Origin of the sequence: Hydrogenispora ethanolica (genome assembly GCF_004340685.1) — a bacterium.
Classification (GTDB): domain Bacteria; phylum Bacillota; class UBA4882; order UBA8346; family UBA8346; genus Hydrogenispora; species Hydrogenispora ethanolica.
Genome location: NZ_SLUN01000002.1, coordinates 339,358 through 364,062 on the forward strand (window position 1 = coordinate 339,358; position 24,705 = coordinate 364,062).

20 protein-coding genes and 1 pseudogene are annotated in these 24,705 nt (G+C 55.0%); 13 read left to right on the forward strand and 8 right to left on the reverse strand.

Features of this window, described 5'->3' with window-relative positions; genetic code table 11:
* Nucleotides 1-81: 81 nt before the first annotated feature.
* Complete coding sequence (locus EDC14_RS03140; protein WP_132012714.1) at nt 82-1,362, forward strand: glucose-6-phosphate isomerase; 1,281 nt, start codon at nt 82-84, stop codon at nt 1,360-1,362.
* A 289-nt stretch (nt 1,363-1,651) separates the two neighbouring features.
* Here the strand turns inward: EDC14_RS03140 and EDC14_RS27175 are convergent.
* From EDC14_RS27175 to EDC14_RS03175, 7 genes and pseudogenes are all read right to left on the reverse strand, one after another.
* Nucleotides 1,652-1,861, reverse strand: a pseudogene (locus EDC14_RS27175) (class II fructose-bisphosphate aldolase); the annotation flags it as partial.
* A 57-nt stretch (nt 1,862-1,918) separates the two neighbouring features.
* Nucleotides 1,919-2,935, reverse strand: a complete 1,017-nt coding sequence (locus tag EDC14_RS03150; RefSeq protein ID WP_132012716.1) for a zinc-dependent alcohol dehydrogenase — start codon at nt 2,933-2,935, stop codon at nt 1,919-1,921.
* A 74-nt stretch (nt 2,936-3,009) separates the two neighbouring features.
* Nucleotides 3,010-4,029, reverse strand: a complete 1,020-nt coding sequence (locus EDC14_RS03155) for an alcohol dehydrogenase catalytic domain-containing protein (RefSeq protein ID WP_132012717.1) — start codon at nt 4,027-4,029, stop codon at nt 3,010-3,012.
* Between the two features lie 21 nt (nt 4,030-4,050).
* The gene (locus tag EDC14_RS03160; protein ID WP_132012718.1) at nt 4,051-4,884 is read right to left on the reverse strand and encodes a carbohydrate ABC transporter permease; all 834 of its coding nucleotides are present in this window, start codon (nt 4,882-4,884) and stop codon (nt 4,051-4,053) included.
* Nucleotides 4,881-5,786 carry a carbohydrate ABC transporter permease gene (locus tag EDC14_RS03165; protein ID WP_132012719.1) on the reverse strand — a complete coding sequence of 302 codons (906 nt, stop codon included), beginning with the start codon at nt 5,784-5,786 and terminating at the stop codon, nt 4,881-4,883. Before EDC14_RS03165 ends, EDC14_RS03160 begins: the two co-directional genes overlap by 4 nt.
* Before the next feature lie 78 nt (nt 5,787-5,864).
* A complete protein-coding gene (locus EDC14_RS03170) occupies nt 5,865-7,172 on the reverse strand; it encodes an ABC transporter substrate-binding protein (RefSeq protein WP_132012720.1) in 1,308 nt (435 codons plus the stop codon).
* A gap of 342 nt (nt 7,173-7,514) precedes the next feature.
* Nucleotides 7,515-8,732, reverse strand: coding sequence for an ROK family transcriptional regulator (locus tag EDC14_RS03175; RefSeq protein ID WP_132012721.1), 1,218 nt, complete (start codon nt 8,730-8,732; stop codon nt 7,515-7,517).
* Nucleotides 8,733-8,861: 129 nt separating this feature from the next.
* Here EDC14_RS03175 and EDC14_RS27720 point away from each other — a divergent pair, with 129 nt between their 5' ends.
* The 5 genes from EDC14_RS27720 to EDC14_RS03195 all read left to right on the forward strand — a co-directional run bounded on the left by EDC14_RS27720 (nt 8,862) and on the right by EDC14_RS03195 (nt 13,029).
* Nucleotides 8,862-9,029 (forward strand): transposase, encoded by a 168-nt coding sequence (locus EDC14_RS27720; protein ID WP_424337391.1) that lies wholly within the window; start codon nt 8,862-8,864, stop codon nt 9,027-9,029.
* A 729-nt stretch (nt 9,030-9,758) separates the two neighbouring features.
* On the forward strand, nt 9,759-10,121 hold the full coding sequence (locus tag EDC14_RS03180; RefSeq protein ID WP_243662789.1) for a hypothetical protein: 363 nt from the start codon (nt 9,759-9,761) through the stop codon (nt 10,119-10,121).
* 307 nt (nt 10,122-10,428) lie between these two features.
* Nucleotides 10,429-10,686 (forward strand): antitoxin VbhA family protein, encoded by a 258-nt coding sequence (locus EDC14_RS03185; RefSeq protein WP_243662790.1) that lies wholly within the window; start codon nt 10,429-10,431, stop codon nt 10,684-10,686.
* The gene (locus tag EDC14_RS03190; RefSeq protein ID WP_132012723.1) at nt 10,679-11,293 is read left to right on the forward strand and encodes a Fic/DOC family protein; all 615 of its coding nucleotides are present in this window, start codon (nt 10,679-10,681) and stop codon (nt 11,291-11,293) included. Before EDC14_RS03185 ends, EDC14_RS03190 begins: the two co-directional genes overlap by 8 nt.
* 374 nt (nt 11,294-11,667) lie before the next feature.
* Nucleotides 11,668-13,029, forward strand: coding sequence for an ATP-dependent DNA helicase (locus EDC14_RS03195; protein WP_207930698.1), 1,362 nt, complete (start codon nt 11,668-11,670; stop codon nt 13,027-13,029).
* 48 nt (nt 13,030-13,077) lie between these two features.
* Here the strand turns inward: EDC14_RS03195 and EDC14_RS03200 are convergent, their stop codons facing one another.
* Entirely contained in the window at nt 13,078-14,412 is a 1,335-nt protein-coding gene (locus EDC14_RS03200) for an MFS transporter (protein ID WP_132012725.1), read from the reverse strand.
* 293 nt (nt 14,413-14,705) lie between these two features.
* On the opposite strand from EDC14_RS03200, the gene EDC14_RS03205 reads away from it, so the two are divergent.
* From EDC14_RS03205 to EDC14_RS03235, 7 genes are all read left to right on the forward strand, one after another.
* Nucleotides 14,706-16,511, forward strand: coding sequence for a sensor histidine kinase (locus tag EDC14_RS03205; protein ID WP_132012726.1), 1,806 nt, complete (start codon nt 14,706-14,708; stop codon nt 16,509-16,511).
* The gene (locus EDC14_RS03210) at nt 16,508-17,749 is read left to right on the forward strand and encodes a response regulator (RefSeq protein ID WP_132012727.1); all 1,242 of its coding nucleotides are present in this window, start codon (nt 16,508-16,510) and stop codon (nt 17,747-17,749) included. The genes EDC14_RS03205 and EDC14_RS03210 overlap by 4 nt, the downstream gene beginning before the upstream one ends.
* A gap of 329 nt (nt 17,750-18,078) precedes the next feature.
* Nucleotides 18,079-19,017 (forward strand): carbohydrate ABC transporter permease, encoded by a 939-nt coding sequence (locus tag EDC14_RS03215; protein ID WP_132012728.1) that lies wholly within the window; start codon nt 18,079-18,081, stop codon nt 19,015-19,017.
* Nucleotides 19,010-19,849, forward strand: a complete 840-nt coding sequence (locus tag EDC14_RS03220; protein WP_132012729.1) for a carbohydrate ABC transporter permease — start codon at nt 19,010-19,012, stop codon at nt 19,847-19,849. The genes EDC14_RS03215 and EDC14_RS03220 overlap by 8 nt, the downstream gene beginning before the upstream one ends.
* 60 nt (nt 19,850-19,909) lie before the next feature.
* Entirely contained in the window at nt 19,910-21,211 is a 1,302-nt protein-coding gene (locus EDC14_RS03225; RefSeq protein WP_132012730.1) for an ABC transporter substrate-binding protein, read from the forward strand.
* Between the two features lie 144 nt (nt 21,212-21,355).
* On the forward strand, nt 21,356-22,567 hold the full coding sequence (locus EDC14_RS03230) for an MFS transporter (protein ID WP_165907756.1): 1,212 nt from the start codon (nt 21,356-21,358) through the stop codon (nt 22,565-22,567).
* 5 nt (nt 22,568-22,572) lie between these two features.
* Nucleotides 22,573-24,147 carry a glycoside hydrolase family 43 protein gene (locus EDC14_RS03235; protein WP_132012732.1) on the forward strand — a complete coding sequence of 525 codons (1,575 nt, stop codon included), beginning with the start codon at nt 22,573-22,575 and terminating at the stop codon, nt 24,145-24,147.
* Nucleotides 24,148-24,705: the final 558 nt, after the last annotated feature.

The following is a 24,705-nucleotide window of genomic DNA, read 5'->3' on the forward strand; positions in this document are numbered from 1 at the left end:
AGATGCAACTTACAAACAGCCCGGAATGGGTTATAATCAATGAAGGAAATGATTTCGTAGCGGTTGGAAAGGAGCGCAACCATGAAACAGATTCAGCTGGACTTTTCCAAAGCCTTGGGCACTGTCACGCCCCAGGATATGGACTCGCGCATCGCGGCCTATCGCGAACGGTTGAAAGACATTCTCGCCGCCCAAGCCGGGGCATCCGATGTTTTGGGATGGGTCGATCCCGATCATTGCGCCGATGAGGCGCTGGTGGCGCGGATCGAGGAAACGGCGGCGGAAATACGGGCGAACGCCGAGGTGTTTCTGCTGATCGGCGTGGGCGGATCCAACCAGGGAGCCCGGGCGGCCATCAAGGCTTTTCAGCGGGACGCCAAACCGGAGATTGTCTACACCGGCAATAATCTTTCGCCGGTATATATGAAACGGATTTTAGAGCGGATCGAGGGCAAGTCGGTCTACGCCAATGTGATCGCCAAGAACTTCGCGACCCTGGAGCCGGGGATCTGCTTCCGCGTCATCCGCAAGCAGCTCGAAGCGGCGCTCGGAGAGGGGGCGGCCGCCCGGCGGATCATCGCCACCGGCTCGCCCAACCGGAGCAGCCTGGAACGGCTGGCGGCGGCGCAGGGGTATCGCTTCTTTCCCTTCCCGCTGGATATCGGCGGGCGTTTTTCGGTGCTCAGCGCGGTCGGCTTGCTGCCGATCGCGGCCAGCGGCGTCGCTATCCGGGAGATCCTTCGCGGCGCCCGGGACATGGCCCAACGACTCCGGACCGCGTCCCTGGAAGAAAACCCGGCCGTCCAGTACGGGGTGCTCCGCAACTTGTTGCTGGAACGGGGCTTTAGCCTGGAGATCCTGGGCTATTTCGAACCGTTGCTGGAGTACTTCTCCAAGTGGTGGGTGCAGCTTTTCGGGGAGAGCGAGGGGAAACAGGGCACCGGAATTTTCCCGGCGGCCTGCTCCTTCAGCGAGGACCTGCACGCGCTGGGCCAATACATTCAGGATGGCCGCAGAATGATCATGGAGACCTTCATCAACCTGGAAGACCCGGGCGCCAGCGTCCCGATTCCGGAAGACCCGGGGACCGAGGACGGTTTTGCCTATCTCGACGGCAAAGATTTTGCCCACTTGAACCGGACCGCCTTTGAAGCTACGGTCAAAGCCCACGCCGACGGGGGAGTTCCGGTGCAGATCCTGAACGTGCCGGCATTGACCCCCTATTATATGGGCCAATTGTTCTATTTCTTCGAATATGCCTGCTATATCTCAGCCTCGCTCCTGGGCGTGAACCCGTTCGATCAACCGGGGGTGGAGGCTTATAAGACCCATATGTTTAACGCCCTGGGAAAGCGGGAATAATCTCCCGCGGTCCCGGATTCCGGCTTGGAGGAGGCTCCATCCGGGACGGAAGGGATTCCGTCCGGCCCGGCGGAACCTCCCCCCGGCTTCTCCGAACCGCCGGGAAGTTTCTCCGATCTTCCAGGGCTGTCTGCAAACCTTCGTCCCCGGAAGGCGACAGGCGCCAGCATCGCCTCCGGTCTTCCCGATGGTTTGCAACCGTTGGATTGAGAATTTCCGGAAAGGATCGCGGCGACCGCCAAAGCCGGGATTGGCAATGGCGGTCCTCATCGTTCTCCCTGAATTCGAAGTACTTGCTTACTTCGACGAACCATTCATCCCCGGAGTATTTCCCGGTGGCGGTGTAATGGGCGAGAATAACCGGCGACCGCAACTTATCGGCCGCGAAACAGATGGCCCGGATGATATCGTAATTCCCGCCTTGCGTGTTGATGGCCGGAACGGCATAATGCCGCCGCTGCGCGTCCAGGATCATTTCTTTGGTTGTAACCAGCGCCATGCTCAAACAACTCCTATGTTAGAATGGATTGCTCCCCGGATTCCGAAAGCTCGGCCCTTACGAAAGTTTCAAAACCACCTTCATCGCTTTATCCGCTTGGCGAATCATCGCCATCGCTTCTTGCGCCTGATCCAGGGGGATAAAATGACTGATAATCCGTTCGAACGGAATGGCCGATTCGTCCAAAAACTGAACCGCCCTTCGGAAATCATCCATCGTATAAGTCCATGAAGCGACCACGCGCTGCTCTTTGCGGGACATCCGGAACAGATCGATCGGAGCCGGTTCCTTAAAAGCTCCCACCACGACGAACTGTGCTTCCGGCCTGCCCATCTCGATCATCGGATCGATGGTGCTGGGATGGCCGACGCACTCAAAGATCAGATCGGCGCCCCGCTCGCCGGTGAGTTCCTTCACCCGGCCGACCAGATCGGCCCGGGCGGCATGGACCGTCGCAAACCCGAGTTCCTCGGCGAACTGGGCCCGGCTCTCCGATATTTCACTGATTAACACTTCACACCCGGAATGACGCGCCAACATCGCCACCAATAAACCGATGGGCCCTGCTCCGACAACCACCGCAAAGTCCCCGGCCTCCACCCGGGCCAGGCGGATCGCGTGAATCGCCACAGCCACCGGCTCGACCAGCACCGCTTTTTCGAAGGAGAGGCCTTCGGGGAGGCGGAGCAGATTATCCACCGGAACTTTGACGTACTCGGCGAATCCGCCCTCGGTCTGAATCCCGATGAAATGGATGGCTTTGCAGAGGTGGCGCCGTCCCGTTCTACAAAGTTCACAGCTGCCGCAGGTTAGGGTGGGGACCACGGCGACCCGGTCGCCGACTGCCAACGGGGCCGTGCTAGCTCCTTTCAGAGCAACGATCTCCCCGACAATCTCATGCCCGGGCGTCACCGGAATTTTGGCCCGCGGATTTTTTCCCAGGTAAATGGTAAGATCCGAGCCGCAAATTCCGACATATTTCACTTTGACCAGTGCTTCATCCCTGCCGACCTCCGGAATGGGGCGATCGACGATCCGAACTCCGGAGCGGCCATCGAATACTGCTGCTTTCATGTAAATTCCTTCTTTCGTTAAGCGATAACCCTTTGTTATCGTAAAAATGATCGGGCAATGGTTCAGCCCCTCATTTACTGGGGCACGACTAAGATCTTGCCGTTCACTTTGCCCTGCTTCAGGAGTTTGAAAGCCTCCTCAAGCCGGGCGCGGGGAATGATCTCCGCCACCAACTCCTCGGTCCGGATGATCCGGTTTTCCAATAGCGCGACTGTCGCTTTCATGGTCCGGTTCGCGGCAAAAACGCCGATGATCTTGAGATCGCGCCGGTAAATCTGGAACGGATTCAAGCGGATCTCGCTGTTCTGGGGGCAGACCCCGAAAATGACCAGCCGGCCGGAGTTTTTCAGGAATGACAGCGATCGTTCCACGACCTTGGCGACGCCGGTGCAGTCGATGACGACATCGAAACCGGAGGGGGCCAGCTTTTTCAGTTGGAGATCCGCGTCCGGCGCGGCGGCCGACACGGTTGCGCTGGCTCCGAGCTTCTCGGCGAGCGCCAGCTTTTGCGGGTTCAAATCATTCATGACCACCATGGCGCTGCCGGAATGCAGCGCCATCTGCAGATGGAGCAGGCCGATGGGCCCGGCGCCGTAAATCAGGACGCGGTCGCCCTTGCCGATCTCCGCCCGGTTTGAAGCATAGACCACCGAAGAGAGGGGCTCGGCAAAGGCGGCTTCTTTAAAATCAATGGCCTCGAAGCGGTATACATTCTTCGCCGGAACCACCGTAAAATCGGAGAAGCCGCCCGGCCCGATCATGCCCAGCGTTTTCAGATGGGTGCAGTGATTCTGTTGGTTCTCCCGGCAAAAATCGCAGGCCTCGCAAGGGTACAGCGGGTCGATCACCACTTTGTCCCCTGCGGCGAGACCGGTGACGCCCGGGCCGATCTTTGCCACCACGCCCGCGATTTCGTGGCCGGGATGAAACGGATAATGATTCCCCTGGACCGTTTCACCTTCATAACTGTGGACGTCGGTGGCGCAAATCCCGCAAATCTCCACTTTGACCAGGACCTGTCCGCTCCCGGGGGCCGGGATCTCCGCTTCCTCCTGTACCAGTTGAAAGGCTTTTCGAAGATAAACTTGTTGCATGCTGACTCTTCCTCCTGTTTCTTATCCCTTAACGGCGCCCGCGGTGAGCCCCCGGACGAAGTATTTCTGGAGAAACATTGCAAAAATGATGACGGGAACATTGACAATGGTGCCGGCCGCTCCGATCATTCCCCATTTGATTCCCTCGGTGGTGACAAACCCGGCGATCAGGACCGGCGCGGTGCGGGTCTCGGTACCGGTAAAGATTAACGCCAAAACAAACTCCGACCAGTTGGCCATGAAACAGAAAACAAGGGTGGCGGTGAGCCCCTGTGAGACTAAAGGCAAGGTAACCCGCATCAGGGTCGAAAATATCGAACAGCCGTCGATCCGGGCCGCCTCCTCGATGGAAACCGGAACTTGCGCCAGATAACCGCGCATCATCCATACCACGAAAGCCAGATTCAGCGTCATGTAAATACAGATAATCGAAGTATAGCTGTTGACCAGATTCAGCGCACGAAACATCAGGAAAAACGGCAGCACCAGCGCCATCGGCGGAGCGATCCGTGAAGCCAGAACCCAGAAGGCCAGGAAGTTTTGGCCCTTGAACTTGAACCGGGATAAGGCATAGGCCATCGGGGTCCCGATGAATCCCGCCAACAACGCGGCCATGGCGGCGATGAAGAAACTGTTCCATAAATATTTGAAAAACGGTTCATTGCGCAATAAGGACTGATAATTTTCGAAGGTCGGCTTGAAAAACCAAACCGGCGGCATGGCAAAAGCATCGGTCCGGGATTTGATCGAAGTTAAAAACAGCCAGATGACCGGGATCATAAAAGCGATTAAAATAACGGTGGCCAAAGCATGCAGCCAAAACTGGCGCCGTTTTTCACGTTGCGTAGCATTCATTCGTTTGTCCCCCCTTCGGACGAAGTCTTGGTTAATAGGAGCATCAAGAGGGTAAAACCAATCGCGCAAGTGAACAAAATGGTGGCCAAAGCCGATGAGTAGCCCACCCGGTATTGTTCAAAGCCGGTGATATAGACGTAATAGTTCAAGGTTTCGGTGGCAATGCCGGGTCCTCCCGAGGTTAACGTATAGATCTTGGCGAACTCCCGGAAGGCCTCGATCGCCCGCAGGGTCGCCACCACCGTCAAACCCGCTTTAATCATCGGAATTGTGATGTGCCAGGTCATTTGCCATCCGGAAGCGCCATCGATCCGCGCCGCTTCATACTGATCCTCCGGCAGATTCATCAAGAGAGCGAGGACCAGCAGCGTGACAAAGGGGGTATATTGCCAGATATCCACCACCAGCAAAGCCGGCAAGGCGAATAAGGGTTGGGAGAGCCACGTCTGGGGCGGAATATTCAGCAGCGAGAAAAAGTAATTGATAATTCCGTAGTTCGGATCATAGAGCATGCGCCAGTTCAGCCCGACGACAATCGGCGGAACCACCATGGGAATCAACAGCAGCGACTGGTAAATCGCACGCCTGCGATTCAATTGCTGTAACAGCAGCGCCAGCGCCACCCCGAAAATCAGCTCCAGGATCGTCCCGACGCTGACAAAAACCGCCGACACTTTCATCGAATTCCAAAACCGGGGATCGGAAAATACATTGATATAATTCAACAGGCCCAGGAAGCGGTTGCCGCCGGGATTGGCCATGTCCACCTTGAAAAAACCGAGAATGAGCGTCATCAAATAGGGAAAGGTGGTAAACAACAGCAAAACGACGACAATGGGCAGCACCAGCAATACCTTCTCATGGTTTTCCGTTAAAGAGAACCGAAACGATTTTGATTTCACTCTGCCTTCACCTCGCGTAGATTAGTAAACCGGACTGAGGATGATTTCCTCAGTCCGTCGATTTAGAGATTTATCAACTTAGCGCGAGTAGTAACCGGCTTCCTTTAACGCATTTTGGACTTCCGTCGCCGCGTCATTCAAGGCCTTCTTAACATCCTTTTCCTTGGTGAAAACCGACTGGACCTGAATGGAAATGGCATCGCCGATGCTCGGCCATTCCGGAATATTCACCGGGCGGTAAAACGGCAGCGCCATCTGCATCGATTCCTGAGTCACCTTGTACCAGTTGCCGTTATCCCAGTTGTAAATCCGTTGGTACTCCGGATCTTTATAGACCGAGATCCGGGTCACGTCGGACCGGGAACCGGATTTGGCCATTGCCTTTTGCGTTTCGGCGCTGGTGGCCCATTTGATGAATTCCCAAGCGGCATCTTTACGTTTGGAGAAGTTGGTGATATTCAGGGAAGCCACCGCGATGGCGGGAAAACGTCCGGCCGGCCCTTTGGGAACCGGGGCATAACCGATTTTGCCCGCCACTTTGGACAGGTCGGAGGCCTCAAACACCTGGGCGAAATTGGTGGCGTCGATGGTCATCGCCGCCTGGCCTTGCTGCATGGAAACCTGGACTTCGTTCCATCCCATATTGACCGAACCCGGAGGGGAGTACTTCATCAGGTCGGCGAAGAACTGGGTCGCTTTTTGGCCTTGTTTGCTATTGAAGATCGGACGGTATTTCTTATCGAAATAATCCCCGCCGTAGGAACGGAGGAACATCGGCCAGAGATAACCGTTGGAGGCTTGCCCCCGGCCCGCTTTGAGGACGATGCCGTAGGTATTGCCTTTGGTCAGTTTTTGAGCGGCCGCCAACAATTCATCCATGGTCTGGGGCACCGCGACGCCGGCCGCGCTGAGCAGGTCCTTGCGGTACATCAAACAGGAACTTTCGCCATAGAACGGCAGGCCGTAGGTTTTCTTGTTGTATTTCTGAACATTGATAAAACCGGGCATGAAATCTTTGATATTGGCGTCGGGCGATTTTTTGATATAACTATCCAATGGCGCCAGCCAGTTGGCCCGGGCGTACCGCGAAACATTGACGATCAGGGTCATGATCACATCGTAGTTATCCGCCCCCGCCGCAAAACTGGCTTCGGCCTTTTTGGCCAGCTCCGATTGGGGCAATTGATCGATATTGACTTTGATTCCGGTGGCTTTCTCAAACCCGGGCAACAGTTCCACCAAAGCCTTGGTGGCATTATGATCCTGCATCGCCACATTCAAAGTGACGCCGTCGAACTTTTTGGCCGCGCCCGCCCCGGCGCTCATCATGACCGAAGCCGCCATGAAAACGAGGAACATCCAAATGCTTCTGTGTTTAAAATTCATCAACTTTACCTCCCCAAATTTTTGGTTTCTGTTTCGCCTTACGTTACATTTTGCTCATCCATCACCTTCTTTTAAAAGCGTTGTGATTAAACCCTGTCCGCAAGTCAGGGCGTTCACAAAAGCGCGGGGAAGCAAGGGATAAAGTCGATTCAATTCTTTTTACCAGACAATTTCGGTTCGGAAGACTTTATCACATGGCTTCTTAAACTCAAATTTTTCGGTACGGGAATACTGCTCGGGAGAGGAAGCTTTCGATATGGTGACTGAAAGGTTTCGATGGGCTCTATATCAAATGCATTAATTAACTTAATTAATTGGGAAGACAAACCTTTGATTATCCGGTTAAGCTTGCCACTTCGCCACAAACAGGTTTAACTCCGGATTTTCAAAGATATAATTGCTGACCATGGCTACCGTTCCCAAGAGCAGCGGATTTTCTGACAATGAAGTCAGTTTGATCCGCAATCCGGCGGCTACCTCGGGAGGAAGCCGTTCCAAAGCCGCCTGTCTGATGCTATCCAGCCAGAAGGAGCCGAAGTCGTTCATATCTCCGTTGATCACGATTAACTCCGGATTGAAGGTATTCGTCAAATTGACGATGGCATAGCCGAGGTATTTTCCGCTCTCGACCACCAGCTTCATGAGATCCGGGTCTCCCTTTTTCACCTGCTCTTTGAAGACTTCGAATCGGCTAATGGTGTCGGATCCGCGGATTTGCTGCGCTTTGGCGAGCAGGGCCATCGTGGAGCAATAGAGTTCCAGACACCCTTTATTGCCGCACCCGCAGGCCGGCCCGTCGAAGTTGATGCTCATATGACCGATCTCGCCGGCGAAGCCGAAGGCGCCGTGGTAGATCTGGTCGTCGATAATCACTCCCGCTCCCATGCCTTTGCTGATGAAAATGGATACCAAGTTGTGACATTCCTGTCCTTCGCTGAACCATTTCTCAGCTAAAGCCGCCGCGTTGGAATTGTTATCCAGCAGTACCGGGAGATTGAAGCGTTCTTCCAGGTATCGTTTGATCGGGACGGATTGTTTCCATTCGGAAGGCACATTCGATACGAGGGCGAGTTCGCCTTTCTCGAGATTGATCGGTCCGGGCGCCGAGACCCCGATCCCGATGACCCGGCCTTTATTTTCATTGCTTTGAATGCAGGACTGAACCGCCAAATATAATTGATTCAAAATTTCAGCTATCGAAGCGCCGGTCTCCCAATAAAGCTTGTTTTTTTCCAATAATGCCCCGCTCAGATCGAATAAGGCATAGGAGATGTGATCCCGCCTCAGATTGACGCCGACGGCCAGAAAACGCCGGAAGTTCAGTTGCAGGGGGATGGCGTTTTTGCCTGAGGAGCTGGCGAAGTCGCGGTCTTCCTTCACCAGGCCGATTTCGATCAGGTCGCGGATCAGGTTGGTAACCGCCGCGCCGGTCAGACCGCTCATTTCGGCCAGATCCTTGCGGCAGACGTGATCATGCTGCCGGAGCAGTTTCAATAAGGTCGAACGGTTTTCCAATTGCAGTTGAACCGTATTTTTGCCACGGGGGTTTTTGGTAATCATGCGGTATCCTTCCAAGAACAATTAATTTAATTAATTAATTCGTTTGCCGGTTCCATAATCCTGCTGAGGTTTAAAATTTTTTTAATTTTCTTTTAAAAATTATTTTCGTTTGTTTTCCAGCCTGATATTTTGAGACGCGGCTTCAAAGGATATTCTTTAAAATTAAAGCTACGAGCACTCTTGGCAATCAAAGTATATTCCATTCCACCAATTGTACTTCTTGCCGAAAGACTTAAGTCGGATTTGAAAATTCGCTATTCTTGCGGTTTTAGTCTGAGTGGACCCAGCAACTTTTAGCCGTTTCTTACGGAGTTAACCAACAATGAATCTCGCTACATGAGTTGAAATATGTTGCAATGATTTTGAGTGTACAAAAACTTATTGCAAAATATATATCAACTGGTATTGAGTACTGTTGAAAAAGGCCGCCAGCTCCGTGATCCCGCCCGGCAACCGTGCGAGTATACTCCGTAACTGGGCGACTATGCACGGTTACTGTGGGAGGATGCACGGCAAGCGCGAGAGTTCGCACAGTTACTGTGTAAGCTTGCACAGTAACTGTGCGAACATACTCCGTAACCGAGTGATCATGCACAGGAACTGAGATAGCATGCACCATAACTGTGCGAACATTTTCAGCAACCGGATGAACATCTTGAATGGTTCGAGGAAAATCTTTGGAAACTGAATAAAGCTTTTTGGGAATACGGCTTATACGGTGAGGGCCGGGATCCAAATTCGCGGGAATTCGGAAGAAGGATGAAGTTTCCGCAGCGACAACAAATTCCATTTGTTTTGTGGGTTACAGTTTTGAAAAACGTAGTAAAATTGAATATAATTACGATGCTGCCACAGGATTTTAAGTTTACCTCGTTGGTACATTTTCTTTGGTTTCATCCCATGGTATCATGAGATTTGATAGTAGTAAAATGTGATGATAGTGACATAATCAAATCTTTTGATATCGGTAATAACCGCACGGGTTGGGAGTTCAAGGATAAGAATTGCAAAGGGGTGTGTCGCTTGTTGAACAAACCGAATACGTATAGGCTGGAGAAATGGACAAAGAAAAGATTCCACGGGTATCCGCTGGCCACGATTATTTATTACGGGCCAACCAATCAGGATGCAACGAAAGTCGTGGTATCAATCCTGAATGAACAGGACGAAATGATGGAGCAACATAAATGGGTTTCCGAAAAAGATCTACGCTGGAATGAGGAGATCAACCGACAAATCATTGAATTTATTAACCTTCATAAGCCTCAAAGCGTTGTAACGCCGGGTAAAATTCTCGGGTGTCCCCACGAAGAGGGAATTGACTATCCGGAGGGAGAAAATTGTCCCAAATGCCCGTTTTGGGCAAATAAGGACCGGTGGAAAGAGTGATTCGGTATTTCGGCAGTATCGATTCATATGTTGGGTATTATCAGCTCCGATGCCAGAGCGGTTGACTCGACCGACACTCGCTTGTAGGGCGCGCCTAAATTAAGGTTTATCAACAGGAACGGATATCAATGCTATCATAATGTTCCTTTTCATTTTGAAAGGGGATTTTAAAAAAATATAGAATTTCTTCTCAAGAAAAAGAAAATTCTAATCTGTAAGGTTTGCGGTGTTGAACGTAAGAAGTCCGAATTGAATATTATGATGAGGAATAAATTTATATGAGTACTGCAGAGTAGGGGCTGATACCGTGCCTAAAGTAAAAGTGAAAGTAAAAAGAAGATCATCTTCTGGAGTTAAAGTTCCAATAATGGCCCAAGAATTCAAGCTCCAAGGAAGAGTCAATAAAGCGCTGGCTAGTGTTCATGCGTCGATGGCGGTTGAGGGATTACAACCGGACAAAATTACTATTGCTCTAGGCAGACAATTCCTTGAAGGTAAGATTAGCGGTCAGGAAGCTATTGCTAGGATTAAAGCAAGGTATCTTGCAGGCATTCGAAATGACTAGTGGTTTTTCGAAGTATGACCGTATTGAAACAACTCAGTCAATCTATTGCTATCCCGATACAGATGTTCTGAAGAATAAAGCTGGAATAACGGATTCCAAGACGCTTACCCAATACGAGGCAGATGTCACAGCGATGCGACAATACATGCTTGAAAAGAATCCGATAAAGGGTAGGTTTGGGATAACCCATTTAAGGAATATACATAAGCATATTTTTCAAGACGTTTACCCTTTTGCCGGGAAACTTAGGCTAGAGGATATTTGGAAAGAAGATACTTTCTTCTGTAAGAGTCAATTCCTTGAACCCAATCTCAAGTCCCTATTAGCTAAACTAGCTGCAGAAAATCATCTACGAAAACTCGGCCTAGAAGTTTTTATAAAGAGAGCCGCTTATTACATGTCTGAACTTAACATGATTCATCCGTTCAGAGAGGGCAATGGGCGGACGATAAGAGAGTTTATTCGTTGTATGGCGTTGGATAACGGGTTTGATATTGATTGGTCACGGATCGATGGCCAAGAGTTATTGAAAGCCATGATCATTGCCGTAGATAACAGTTTAGAGCCTCTTGAGAAATGTCTTTATAAAGTTATTGTAAACGAATAAAATAAGGAAGTATGCTCTGATGACTCCATTTGGAGTCTTTTTTTCGTCGTCACCCCCGGTACGGGAAAATCGTATCACAAGTGATGGCGAAAATTTTGATGTTTTTTTGCCCAAAAGACTTATATTCCAAGAGAATTAGGGATAATACTTATTCGTTTTTTCTACGATAGTTCCTAATACGGTAAACACTACGTTAAGGACAACCCGGCGGGATCAAATTAGAATAAAGAGTGGGGACGGACGTCGATTCGGCTCACGTTTCTCTTGAGAGCCAAATTCAGCTTGTGACCCGCGGCAAAATGTTGCATAATAAGGGTGCGATCTTGACCCGGCCCGGGCGCTTGAAATTTTTGGGGCCGATGGGGAGCGAAATGATGAACCTTGCCGACCGGCAATCCTATATCTCGTTGCCTTCCTTCCAGGCGGCGCTCGATTGCATCCAAAGCGGCACGCCGATCACCTTTATATCCGGCAAAGCCGGGACCGGGAAATCGACCTTTACCAAAAACGAGCTCACCAAGCTGAAGGGCAATACCGTATTCTTGTCGCCGACCGGGATCGCCGCCCTGAATATCGGCGGTCAGACCATCCATTCCTTTTTCAATCTGGAACATGGCCCGCAGTATCCGGAACGGATCAAGGAGAGCCGGCAAGCGGAGATCTACCGCAAAATCGATACCCTGGTCATCGATGAGATCTCCATGGTCCGGGCCGATCTGATGGACGCGGTCCATTGGGCGCTGCAGGCCAACCGCAAGTCGGAGGCGGCCTTCGGCGGGGTGCAGCTGGTGCTGATCGGCGACCTGTATCAGCTGCCGCCGGTGGTGCGGGCCGAGGAGAGAAGGGAGTTCAGCGGCGGGCGCTATGCGAACCGCTTTTTCTTCAATTCCCGGGCCATCCGCGCCGCCATCCTCGACCAATCGTTCCGTTATATTCAGTTCTCGGAGGTTTTCCGGCAGGCCGATCCCAGGTTCATCAGCCTACTGGAGCAGGTCCGCAATTGCAGCCTGGACCGGGAGCTGATCCGGGTCTTGAATGAACGGGTCTGCGCCGAGGCGCGCCTGGAAGGGATCGAAGATCTCACGGTGCTTACCTGCACCAACGAGGCGGCCAACCGTTACAACTCCGACAAACTGGAGGAATTGCCGGGTCCGAAACGGTTGTATGAAGCGGCGATCGACGGGAAATTCAGCCGGGAGGACTTTCCCACCCTGCCCATCCTCCCCTTGAAAGTAGGGGCCAAGGTCATCTTCATCAAGAACGACCCCGGCAGGGTCTGGGTGAACGGCACCACCGGCATCGTCAAAAGGCTGAGGGATCAGGAGATCATCGTCCGGATCGACGGCGAGGATCACACCGTGCCCAAAGAGACCTGGGAAAAGGCGCAATACCGGGTCAGCGACGGAAACATTGAAAAAGTCGTCGTCGGCCGGTTCGTCCAGTTCCCCATCAAGCTGGGCTGGGCCTTAACGATCCACAAGAGCCAGAGCCTGACCCTGAACAATGTCTATCTCGATACCGGCCGTGGCGCTTTCGATTCGGGGCAGATCTACGTCGCCCTGAGCAGAGTGCGCCGGCTCGACAATCTCTTTCTCAAGCAACCCATCACAGACCGGGACCTGTTGCTGGACCCCAGCATCCATAAGTTCCTGGACTATATCGAGCGCCTGGCCTGGCGGAATGAAGCCGGGACAACGCAGGTCTCCCCGAAACCCGCCCAAGATTGCGGATCCTGATCATCCCATTCATGCGGCTCCGATCAAGAGAGGCACACCCGGCGCGGCTCAGCCTTGGGAGGCTGGGCCTGTTTGAGCGTGGGGCTGCCGGTCCTGGAGCTTATTCACGAGCAAAAAGCAGAAACTGCCGCTGATCCGCAGCAGGGCGCAGACGATGAAGGCCCATTCGAAACTCATGACATGCAACAGGCTGACTCCGGCGATGGGGGCGACGATGGCCGAAATGGTGATGCTGGTATTGTAATAGGCGATGTACGAGGTTTTCCGGTTATCGGGGGTCACTTCCAGCAAAGCGTTGAAGAGCGCCAGGTTGACGCCGGAGAAGATCGCTCCGGTGATCAGGTTGAAGGCGACCACTACGTACAGGCTGCGGGAAAAGGCGTAGACCGCCGGCACCAGAAACATGGGCAGCGTCGAGTAGAACAGCGTCTTTAAATTGCCGTGCCGGTTCAGGACTTTCATCCAAAAACCGTAGCCGATTAAGGAGCCGCCGGTGTTCATCAGGCTCAGAATGCTCATCCAAAAGTTGTTGGCCCCCAGAATCTTCACCTGATACCAGCTGAAAAGGGGCCAGGCGGTCTGCCACGAAAAATAGAATAGGACCGAGGCCAGGGTATAGGAGACGAAGCGCTTCTCGGCGAGGACCTCGCCCAGGCGGAGCTGTTTCCCGCTGGGTTTGACCTCGGCTGCGGCCTCGGCCGGGGCCTTCGCCCCATAGCCGGCGGCGGCGTCCTCGTCGATGCGGGTAAAGATGTGCAGCTCCGCCATTGCCAGCAAAAAGGCGCAGAAAAAGACCACCTGATAACCGATGGGGAAGGCCAGATGATCCAGGACGAACCCCGCCCCCAGGGCCAAGGCAGTCCCGACTAGATTCATCGCCCGGTTGCGGAAGGCAAACGCCTCGGTGCGCCGTTCCGGCGGGATGATCTTCGAAATAAACGATTGCCAGGCGATGTTGCTGATGGCGCCGGGGAAATTCATCAGGCCGATGATCGCCACAAAGAGAGTCGCCCGCCAGGTCGGCTCGAAGAAAGGGACGCAGGCGATGGCCAGAAAGAACAACCGCTGGGCCAGCATGAACCAGAAGGTAACCTGCTTCTTGCGGGATTGGCGGTCAATGAACCAGGCGCCCGGAATCATCGCCAGCAGGCTGATGGCGGCGGGCGCCGACGACAGCAGCGCCACCTGCAATTTGGTGGCCCCCAGTTTCATGGCGAAGATCCCGGTGAAGGGATTGACCATGTCCAGGGTGGCGACGTTAAAGATGCCGTGAAGAATGTTGGTGCGGATATTGTGGTTGAGTGGGTCCGGTTGGTCGCGGCGCGTAATATCGGCGGCCGAACCAAATAAGAATCTGCGGATGATATCGGTCAATGGCAGCAAGGTTGTGCCTCCGTAATTTGCTGGGGATGGCTCAAGCCACGCGGTCCCGGCCGGTATAACATATTCTCAGCGGGATGCGAAACTCCTGCCCGGCGAGGGATATTTTACCCAAGCGTAAGACATCCGGATCCGGATAGCAACGAGCGGGCTGGATAGAATCTCTGCATAGCTTTATCGGGCGGATCGTTATATACTGATTTATATATGCAACGGCAGCTGCGGTTCATGAACGCTTCGCGTTTGCTTGCAACCCGCGTTAAGCCGCTGAATTCCGATTCTAACGGTGGTCGCTCATGGGAAAATTGCTCCGATACTTCGCCAATCAGCCGCTCAAAGTGAAACTGCTCTGCTTCTTCCTGCCGCTGATCATCTGCTCGGTCGGGTTGACCGGGGTTCTCTCGTATCTCTTTGCCGAAAAGCAGTTGCGCGACAACGCCTACTACCTGCTCCGGGATACCGCCTATCAGACCAATCTCTTCCTCAACGACCGTTTTGCAACCATGTTCGAGCAGCTCTATAACATCGAAAACGACCCGGCGATTCAAAACATGATCCTCAACCGTTACAGTCCCGAATCCAAACAGAAATACCTTGATCTGATCGGCTTAAACGACCGGTTGAATGAGATCTACCGCCGCTATCCCAAGATTATCGATTCGATCTACATTTATTTGGACAACGGCCACGAATTTTCGCTGATGAACGATTCCATCGCGGTTCGCGAGGGGATCCGCCTGGAGGAATGGCTCCGCAGGTACCGCGGCTCACCCAAGGGGTACTATTGGCTGAACGATCATCGCGACCGGATCTTCGAGACCTTTGAAGAACGCCGGGTGCTCAGTTGTTTCAAATTAATCGGCACCCCGGCCTCGAAGGTCAAGGGGCTGGTCATCCTGAATCTCAAGAGCGATCACTTCCTGGAGATCCTGCGCAATATCCGGGTGAGCGCCCACGGCTATCTGGCGCTGATCAGCCCCGACGGGTTGCTCCTCTCCAAGAACGCCGCTCCCCGCTACCGTTTGAGCCGCGCCGCTCTCGCCGGGCTCCGGGACCGCGCCGGCGCGGACGGCGGCTATGAGCGCCGCAATCCCTCCGGCGAAAAACTCTTCATCGTCTATAACACGATCACCATGAACCAGTGGCGGATCGCGGCGGTGGTGCCGGAGCGGGATCTTCTGGCCGAGGCGGGACGGATCAAAACGACCTCCCTGGCGATCATTCTGGTGCTCAGCCTGATCTCGGCCGGGCTGGCGCTGGTCTTTGCCGGCAATATCGCCACCTCGGTCAAGTACCTTTCCGAACAGGTCAAACGGGTCGAGGCCGGCGACTTCGATACCCAGTTCCTCATCGCCGAGCAGAACGAGGTCGGCATCCTGGCCAAAGGATTGACCAGCCTGGTGAATACGGTGAAACAACTGCTCCGCAAGGTCCGGGAGGAACAGGAGCAGAAACGCCAGATCGAGCTGCTGGCCCTGCAGTCCCAGATCAACCCGCATTTTTTGTACAATACCCTCAGCTCCATCAAGCATCTGATCGAGATGAATGAGAACGGCCGCGCCGCCAAAATGGTCGGAGCCCTCACCAAATTCTTTATGATCGGGATCAGCAAAGGCAAGGAGGTCATCACCGTCGCCGAGGAGATCGAGCATATCCGGAATTACCTGCTGATCCTGCAGATGCGGTACAGCCAGGACTTTGATTTCGAGCTGGCCGTCAATGAGGAGATCGCCGATTGCAAGATCATCAAGCTGACGTTGCAACCGCTGGTGGAAAACTCGATCTATCACGGGATCAAAAACAAACCCGAGAAGGGGATCATCCGGGTCTCCGGCTACCGGGCCGGCCGGCACGCGGTGATCGAGGTCTACGACGACGGCGCCGGGATGACCGAAGCGCGCCTCGCCGAGCTGCGCCAATCACTGGCAGCGCCGGAAGTGGCCGAGCATCCGATGACCTTCGGCCTGCGGAATGTCAACGAACGTTTGCGGTTGCATTTCGGGCCCGATTACGGGTTGGACATCTTCAGCGAACCGGGCCGGTACACCCGGATCCTGGTGCGTCTGCCGTTCCCCGAGCAACGACAGGAGGAGAATGAATGAATTCTGACTGTAAACTGCTGATCGTCGACGACGATGAGATCATCCGCGCCGGGCTCACCCGGAACATTCCCTGGGAGGCCCACGGCTTCACGGTGGTCGGAGCCGCGCGGAACGGGGCCGAAGGGCTGGACCTGGCCCGGGAACACCGGCCGCAGCTCATTCTCTCCGATATCCGGATGCCCTTCATGGACGGCCTGCAAATGGCGGAAGCCGTGAAAGCCGGCGACCCGGGGGTGAAGGTGATCTTTCTCACCGGATACGATGAGTTCGAATACGCCCGGAAGGCGCTCAACCTCAAGGCCAGCGACTATATTTTGAAGTACGCCGATAATGAGGAGATCCTGCAGGCGGTCATCAAAGCGGGGGAGGAATGGCGCGAGGAGCAGCAACTCCAGGGCATGGTGGACCAGAGCCAAAGGATCCTCAAAGAGAAGCTCCTGCGGGAGCTGCTCCTGGCGGAAGAGCCCACGCCCGATCTGGCGAAACGGGTCAAAGATCTCGGACTGGAGCTGGCGGAAGAAGAGCGGTTCAGCGTGGCCGCGATCGGTTGCGAAGCGCCGGGGAACGGCCGGGCCGCGACCGGCGGCGATTTTCTGGCCGATTTTTGCCGGGAGCGGCTGGCGGCCGCGGCGCTCCCGGGCGAAGTGGTTGCCTTGCCAAAACGGATCATCTTGATCCTCGGCGTTTCAGAGGCGGAATTCCCGGGCCAGGAACCGTTCCTGGCCGGACTGTTGCAGAGCCTGGCGGAACGCTGGCGCGAGGGAAAGATCGCCATCGGCGTGGGCGATATCCACCAGGGCCCGGAAGGGATCGCCCACGCCTATCAAGAGGCCGAGGCCGCCCTGGAGACCCAGACCGCGCTCGGTCCGGCCGGAATCGCTTATTTCCGGCAGATCGGCGAGAGCGAGAATCAACAGCGTCTGCGCAAAATCCTCGATTATGTGCGGAACCATTTCGACGACCCGGATCTTACCCTGGCCAAGCTGGCCAAGGAAGTGAATATCTGTCCGGCGTATATCAGCACCATCTTTAAAAAATATCAAAAGATCAAGTTCAGCGACTACCTGATCGCGGCGCGGATGGAAAAGGCCCGGGAACTGCTGGCCAAGACCAATCTGATGACGTACGAAGTGGCGGAACGGACCGGCTATCCCAATCCGCAATATTTCAGCGTCTTGTTTAAGAAATACACCGGAATGACCCCGACCGAATTCAAGAACAGCCGCCATCCGGCCTAAAACCGCGCCCCTTTTGAGGACCGGCTCCATTACGATGGGCCGGTTTTTTGTTTTTTAAAATATCAAACAGATCGTTAAAGATATCTTATTACGATTCTGCGGCGAAAAGATTACACTGAGGTTACAGCATTTTGCGAAAGCTTGACGGATTTGGAGCGAAAAGCGCGAACGCTTCACCGCACTTTTCGCCAACAAAGCCGTTTACGCTTTATCAAAATGCTATAAAGAAAGCATTTTGCGGTGGGAACCCTTCTTCCCCGGGATACGCCAATCTCATCGCCATGGCCCATCGCGAATGCCCGCAGAACAGAGAGAGAAAGGAAGAAAGCATGAGTCAGCCATCTGTTTCCGGGAGCGCAACCCGGGGTAAAATCGCCAAACTGCTCCGGGACGAACGGGCCTATCCTTACTTGCTGATCGCCCCTTCGTTGATCCTAATCCTGCTGTTGATGTTCGTGCCGCTGTTTAGCGTCTTCAAAATCAGCCTGGAAAATTACTCGATGAACCAATTGTATGGCCGGGGCTTCATCGGCTTGAAGAATTTTCAGGACATTCTGACCAACGATCCGATCTTCTTCCGCACCATTCCCGTGACCATCCGCTGGGTGGTCATCGAGGTCGTGCTGCAACTGGTCTTCGGAATGATCGTAGCCCTGTTGCTGAACCGGACCTTCAAAGGCCGGGCCTTCGCCCGGGCGGCGATGTTCATCCCCTGGGCGGTTTCAGGCGTCCTGACCACCATGTTGTGGCTGTTAATCTTCAACCAGCATATCGGGTTGCTCAACGACCTCCTGCGCAAATTGGGCCTGATTCACGATAGCGTGGCCTGGCTCGCCAATCCCGGCACGGTCTTCGGCTCGGTGCTCCTGGCCGAACTCTGGCGGGGCATTCCCTTCTTTGCCATCACCCTGCTGGCGGCATTGCAGACCATTCCGCCGGAGATTTACGAATCGGGCAAAGTGGACGGCTGCGGCCCGGTCCGGCAGTTCTTCCTGATCACCCTGCCGTTTTTGAAAGAAGCGATCGTCTTTGCCACCTTGATGCGGGCGATCTGGGAGTTCAACAACATCGACATGATCTTCACCATGACCGGCGGCGGTCCGGTCTATCTCACCACCACGCTGCCGATCTATATGATGCAAAGCGCCATCATCGAAGGGAACTACGGTTATGGCTCGGCTTTGGCGGTGATTATCTTCATCATCCTGATGATCTTTACAGTTACCTATCTGGCCATGAACAAGTTTGGGAGGAGTATCGATGAATAGGCTGCGGAAGTTCCTTGCCAGTGCCTTGCTGTTCTATATCCCTTTAATCGCGATGCTGCTGTTCGTGCTGATTCCGTTTCTGTGGACGGTCGTCACCTCGCTCAAACATGAGAAGGATGTGCTCAACGCGGTAGTTCAGTATCTGCCGCATCCGGCGACCTTCCAAAATTATATCAATGTCTGGAAAGCGGGGCATTTCTCGGTCTATTTCCTCAACAGTCTGCTGGTCTCCGCGACCTCGGTGGTGGCGATCATCGTCTTGTCGGTATTGAACGGCTACGCGCTGACCCGCTTCAATTTCCGCGGCAAACAGCTGTTCATGATCATCCTGCTCTGTACGCAGCTGTTGCCGGCGGTGATCTTTCTGATCCCCTTGTTTTTGACCTTTAAGACCGTGGGCCTGATCAATACGCCACTGTCGCTGGTGGTGTTTTATGTGGTGATGCAGGTGCCATTTAACACCCTGCTGATGAAGGGTTTCATCAGCAATATTCCGAAACAGATCGACGAAGCGGCGATGGTCGACGGCGCCACCCGGACCACGGTCATCTTTAAGATCATTCTGCCCTTGATCCTGCCCGGCCTGGTGGCCACGGCCTCGTTCGCCTTCATCGGCTGCTGGAACGAGTTCATCGCCGCCTTCACCTTCATCACGTCGAGCAAGTTCTTCACGATTCCGGTGGGGCTGAAATTCATGATCGGCGAGTATGACGTGCAGTACGCCTCATTGGCGGCCGGGAGCGTCATCGGTCTGGTCCCGGCGGTGTTGCTCTTCGCCTATGTGCAGAAGTACCTGATCCAGGGCCTGGGGAGCGGTTCCGTCAAAGGTTGACGCAATAAGCCGCGTCAGCGGTTTATGATAGAAAATCTATTTCAAGGGAGGCCAATGTAAGTGAGGAAAAAGCTATTTCTGTTACTGGCAGGGTTCGTATTCGTGTTCGGCCTGGCTCTCAGCGTGTATGGCGCGCCCCAAAAATCGACCATCACGTTCTGGGCGGCTGCGGTCACCCCGGAACGGGACCAATTCTTCAAGGATGTCGTCAAGAAGTTTGAGGCCAAAAACCCCGATATTCAAGTGGAGTACCTGGGGATCCCCGGCGATCTGGTCGGCTACCGTCAAAAATGGGATGTCGCCCTGGCCTCGGGGACCGATCCCGACATCACCAATGATTTCACCTCCAAACAAGTGCAGATGGGCGCTTTGGAGCCGCTCGACAAGTATTTCAGCAAATGGGCGGATAAGAAACTGATCAATCCGGCGCTGGTGGCCGGCAACCGTTCCTTCGACCCCAAGCATCACCGGCTTTACGCGCTGCCGTACAGCGCTCAGCCCTGGGTGATGTGGGTCCGGCCGGACTGGTTCAAGGCGGTGGGCCTGAAGATCCCCGAGACCTGGGATGAGTTCTTCGCGGCCGTTCCCAAGCTGACCGACAAAGCCAAAGGCGTTTACGGCCTGAGCATCCGGGGCGGCGGCGGCAGCGCCAATACCCTGGAGATGCTGATGTACTCCTACTCCGGCATCCAGAATTACTTTGACAAGAAAGGCAAATCCACCATCAACCATCCCAAGAACGTGGAGTTCGTCGAGAAATACCTCGGTCTGTACAATCAGGCCACTCCCGAGGATGATCTGACCAAGGGCTGGACGCAGCTGGCCGCGACCTTCCAATCGGGAAAAGCCGCAGTCGTCATCCACAACCTGGGTTCCGCCAGTTCCCATGAGAAAGCCTTCGGCGGCGACCGCAGCAAATTCATGGCGGTGCCCTTCCCGAAGAGCATCAAGGGCTTCCGGCAACACCCCGGCCTGATGCCGCTGGGCTTGACCATGTCCAAAAATTCCAAGCATAAAGAGGCAGTCTGGAAATTCCTGACTTTCTACCTCTCCAACGAGATCAACAGCGCCTACGGCAAGCTGTACGGCGAGATTCCGGCCAACAAGAATGCCGCGGATGACGCCTGGGTTCACGATCTGCCCTATATGGAGACCGGCGCCCAGCTGATCACTTCCCCGGCGACCAAGTTCGGAGCCAACCCCTACTATCTGCCCGGTTACACCACGGTCCAGGCCAAGATCGAGCCTTCCATCCAGATGGTGATGCTGAAGCAGAAGACCGCCAAGCAGATGCTGGATGAATGGGCCCGGCTCCTGGAGAAAGAGAAAGCGGACTTCGACGCCTCGTTAAAGAAGAAATAAGCGCAACGGAAGAAAGGGGCCGGCGAAAAACCGCCCCTTTTTTCTTGGAATCCGTTATAATAGGAGAAAAGGCTTGCGGCATGGCTACGGTCCATGCCCTTACAACGGAGAAGCAGCAAAGTTGCTCGGATGGGACACGCGGCGATGGAACGCTGGAAACTGAATCTCTACACGATCTGGTTTGCACAGGTCATATCGTATATCAGCTTTGGCTTCGGCCTTCCGTTTCTGGCTTTTTACATCCAGGATCTCGGAGTGACCGATCCGGGCGAGGTCCGGATGTACACCGGGATCTTGAATACCGTTTGCGGCTTGGCCTCGGCGGTGGGCACGCCGATCTGGGGAATGCTCGCCGACAGATTCGGCAAGAAGCTGATGCTGTTGCGGGCCATTTGCTGCGCGATGCTGATCATCGCGGGGATGGGCATGGTCACTCAGGTGAATCAGCTGATCCTCCTCAGGTTCGCCCAAGGGTTGTTCACCGGCACGGTCACGGCCGCGGCGATCCTGGTGGTCGCCGGAACCCCCAACGCGCACCTCACCTACGCCCTGGGCTTGTTGTCGTCTTCGACCTTCATCGGAACCTCGATCGGCCCGGTCATCGGCGGTTTGGTCGCGGAAACGGTGGGTTACCGGAACAGTTTTTATCTCGGAGCGCTGCTGATGCTGGCCAACTTCTTCATCGTCCTGCTGGCCGTCCATGACAATCCGGCGGCTCCCGGCGAGGAAGCGGCCCCGCGAACCGGCCAACGCTTTCGGGTGCGGGAGATCATCACCCCGCCGCTCCTCATTCTGGCGACGGCGCTGCTCTTCTTGACGGTGGCGCGCTCGATTTTCACGCCGTTCCTCGCCCTGTACGTCCAGGAGATTCGCTCTCAGATCGCCGGGGCGTCCGGCGTCACCGGGATGATCAGCGGCGTGGTGGCACTGATGACGGCGTTGTCAGGACTGATCCTGGGCCGCTGGGCCGACTGGTTCAGCAAGCGAAAGCTGCTGATGGTCCTGCTCGCCGCCGGAGCGGCCGTCTCCCTGCCGTTGCCGCTGGTCGCCAACCTGTGGCTTTTTACGGCCGTTTTTGCCCTGTTATTCCTGATCATTGGCGGGATCGAGCCGATCATCACCGCCATCTCCAGTGAAAGCGCCTCGCGCAGCAGGCAAGGCGCGATCCTGGGGCTGCTGGGGTTCGTCAGCAGTCTCGGCTTTGCGCTCGCCCCGCTGTTGGGCGGCTGGATCGCGATCCGCTTTTCCATCCCCCTGATCCTGGCGACGATCCCGCTCCTGCTCGGCCTGGCTCTGGTCACGCTGGGGATGGGCCGTCCTAAATCAAAGGTTGCCAATCCATTTTTAGAGGAGTGAAGCATTTGCCAACGATCACCAATCCAATCCTGCCCGGCTTCAACCCCGATCCCTCGATCGTGCGGGTGGGAGATGACTATTACCTCGCCACCTCGACTTTCGAATGGTTTCCCGGCGTGCAGATCCATCATTCCAAAGACCTGATCCATTGGCGGGTGGTGGCGCATCCCCTGAACCGCCTCTCGCAATTGGATCTGCGCGGCGCGCCCTCCTCGGGCGGGGTCTGGGCGCCGTGCCTGACCTACTGCGACGGCTTGTTTTACCTGATCTACACCGATGTCAAAGCCCGCGGTGAAGTCAAGGATACCCACAATTATCTGGTCACCGCCCCGGATATCCTGGGCGAATGGTCCGATCCGGTCTACCTGAACAGTACCGGGTTCGACCCGTCGCTCTTCCATGATGACGACGGCCGGAAATGGCTGGTCAATATGGTCTGGGATCACCGGCAGGGCCGCAACCCCTTCGCCGGCATCGCGCTCCAGGAGTACTCCCCGGCCGAGCGGCGGCTGGTCGGTCCGGAGTACAATATCTTCAAAGGCACGGAGCTGGGACGGACCGAGGGGCCGCATCTGTATAAGGTGAACGGCTATTATTACCTGCTGACCGCGGAGGGCGGCACCTCGCTGCACCACTCGGTGACGCTGGCCCGTTCCCGATCATTGTTCGGGCCGTACCAGGTCCATCCGCGCAACCCCGTCCTGACCTCCTGGGACGATCCCACCCTGCCGCTGCAGAAAGCCGGCCACGGCGACCTGGTGGAGACCCAGCGGGGCGACTGGTACATGGTCCACCTCTGCGGCCGGCCGATTCCGACCCGGGGCCGGTGCCCGCTGGGCCGGGAGACCGCCATCCAAAAGGTGGTCTGGTCGGCCGATGGCTGGCTGGAGCTGGCGGACGGCGGCCATCATCCGGCGCTGGAGGTGGAGGGGCCGGGACTGCCGGAACAGCCCTGGCCGCAGGAGCCCGTTCGGGATGATTTCGATGCGCCCGTGCTCAGCCCGCACTTTCAGATCTTGCGGATTCCATTCACCGAGGACCACTTCTCGCTCCGGGAGCGGCCCGGGTATTTGCGGATCAAGGGCCGGGAATCGCTCAGTTCCAAGCATAGCCAGAGCCTCGTCGCCCGGCGGCAGCAGGCGTTTCGCTACACCGCCGCCGCCGGCGTGGAGTTTGAGCCCGAGACCTTCAAGCAAATGGCCGGCCTGATCTGCTTCTATGATACGCAGAACTGGTTTTACCTGCGGATCTCCCACGATGAGAACCTCGGCAAGTGCCTGGGGATCCTCAGTTGCGATAATAATCGCTTCGACCAGCCCGCCGCGGATGTCAGCATCGCCGGCTGGGAGCGCTGCCATCTCCGGGCCCGGGTGGACTATGACAAGTTGCAATTTTATTATTCCCCGGACGGGGAAGCCTGGACGGCCATCGGCCCGGAGCTGGACGCCAGCAGGCTGGCGGACGAATATTGCCTGGAAGGGACCTTCACCGGGGCGATGGTCGGCCTCTGCTGCCAGGACCTGACGGGCCGCAGGAAAGCGGCTGATTTCGATTACTTTGAGTACCTGGAGCGGAGCTAAGAAGATCCCGCTATATTTCTTCAGGATAAGTCTCTCGGATATATCCCCGCCAGGGAAACAAAAGGTCTTAACCGCCGGTTTGGGTTAAGGCCTTTTGTGCTGTTCCCGGTCCTCCGGGCCCCCCGGCGTCGCCATGCGGACCGCCGGAGTTGCCGCAGAACGCTCGACTAAACATTCGTTTGAGGGTTTGGTAACACCAATATTGATTATTGGTAGAAAAGAATCGGTTTTGTTTATAAATAACTTTGTAAGTAGTCCCCCACCCCAGTTTTGCTGGGGCAAACGAAAGGATGAAAAAAGGTTTTCATCGAACGATTCATCACCGGACGAAGAAGGTCGGTTTTTCCTTGGTGCCAGGAAGCCCGTTAAGTAGTCTGACCTTGGCGAATTGAGGCACAACGAAATGTCGCCCCCAATGGGAGCACGATAGATAGAATCTTCTATAGATATTCGCCACTCCGGTATGAATGGAGGTTAATGCTATGGAAATCATGTATTCACACAGTGCCGGAATGGATGTGCACAAACAAACGGTTGTAGTCTGTCTCATTACGCCAA

What these genes read in the sequence shown, in the direction of transcription:
- EDC14_RS03140 (WP_132012714.1), top strand. Translation starts at nt 82, where the DNA reads ATGAAACAGATTCAGCTGGACTTTTCCAAAGCCTTGGGCACTGTCACG.
- EDC14_RS03195 (WP_207930698.1), top strand. Translation starts at nt 11,668, where the DNA reads ATGAACCTTGCCGACCGGCAATCCTATATCTCGTTGCCTTCCTTCCAG.
- EDC14_RS03160 (WP_132012718.1), bottom strand. Translation starts at nt 4,884, where the DNA reads ATGAATGCTACGCAACGTGAAAAACGGCGCCAGTTTTGGCTGCATGCT.
- EDC14_RS03220 (WP_132012729.1), top strand. Translation starts at nt 19,010, where the DNA reads ATGAATAGGCTGCGGAAGTTCCTTGCCAGTGCCTTGCTGTTCTATATC.
- EDC14_RS03170 (WP_132012720.1), bottom strand. Translation starts at nt 7,172, where the DNA reads ATGAATTTTAAACACAGAAGCATTTGGATGTTCCTCGTTTTCATGGCG.
- EDC14_RS03230 (WP_165907756.1), top strand. Translation starts at nt 21,356, where the DNA reads ATGGAACGCTGGAAACTGAATCTCTACACGATCTGGTTTGCACAGGTC.
- EDC14_RS03215 (WP_132012728.1), top strand. Translation starts at nt 18,079, where the DNA reads ATGAGTCAGCCATCTGTTTCCGGGAGCGCAACCCGGGGTAAAATCGCC.
- EDC14_RS03155 (WP_132012717.1), bottom strand. Translation starts at nt 4,029, where the DNA reads ATGCAACAAGTTTATCTTCGAAAAGCCTTTCAACTGGTACAGGAGGAA.
- EDC14_RS03190 (WP_132012723.1), top strand. Translation starts at nt 10,679, where the DNA reads ATGACTAGTGGTTTTTCGAAGTATGACCGTATTGAAACAACTCAGTCA.
- EDC14_RS03210 (WP_132012727.1), top strand. Translation starts at nt 16,508, where the DNA reads ATGAATTCTGACTGTAAACTGCTGATCGTCGACGACGATGAGATCATC.
- EDC14_RS03175 (WP_132012721.1), bottom strand. Translation starts at nt 8,732, where the DNA reads ATGATTACCAAAAACCCCCGTGGCAAAAATACGGTTCAACTGCAATTG.
- EDC14_RS03150 (WP_132012716.1), bottom strand. Translation starts at nt 2,935, where the DNA reads ATGAAAGCAGCAGTATTCGATGGCCGCTCCGGAGTTCGGATCGTCGAT.
- EDC14_RS03205 (WP_132012726.1), top strand. Translation starts at nt 14,706, where the DNA reads ATGGGAAAATTGCTCCGATACTTCGCCAATCAGCCGCTCAAAGTGAAA.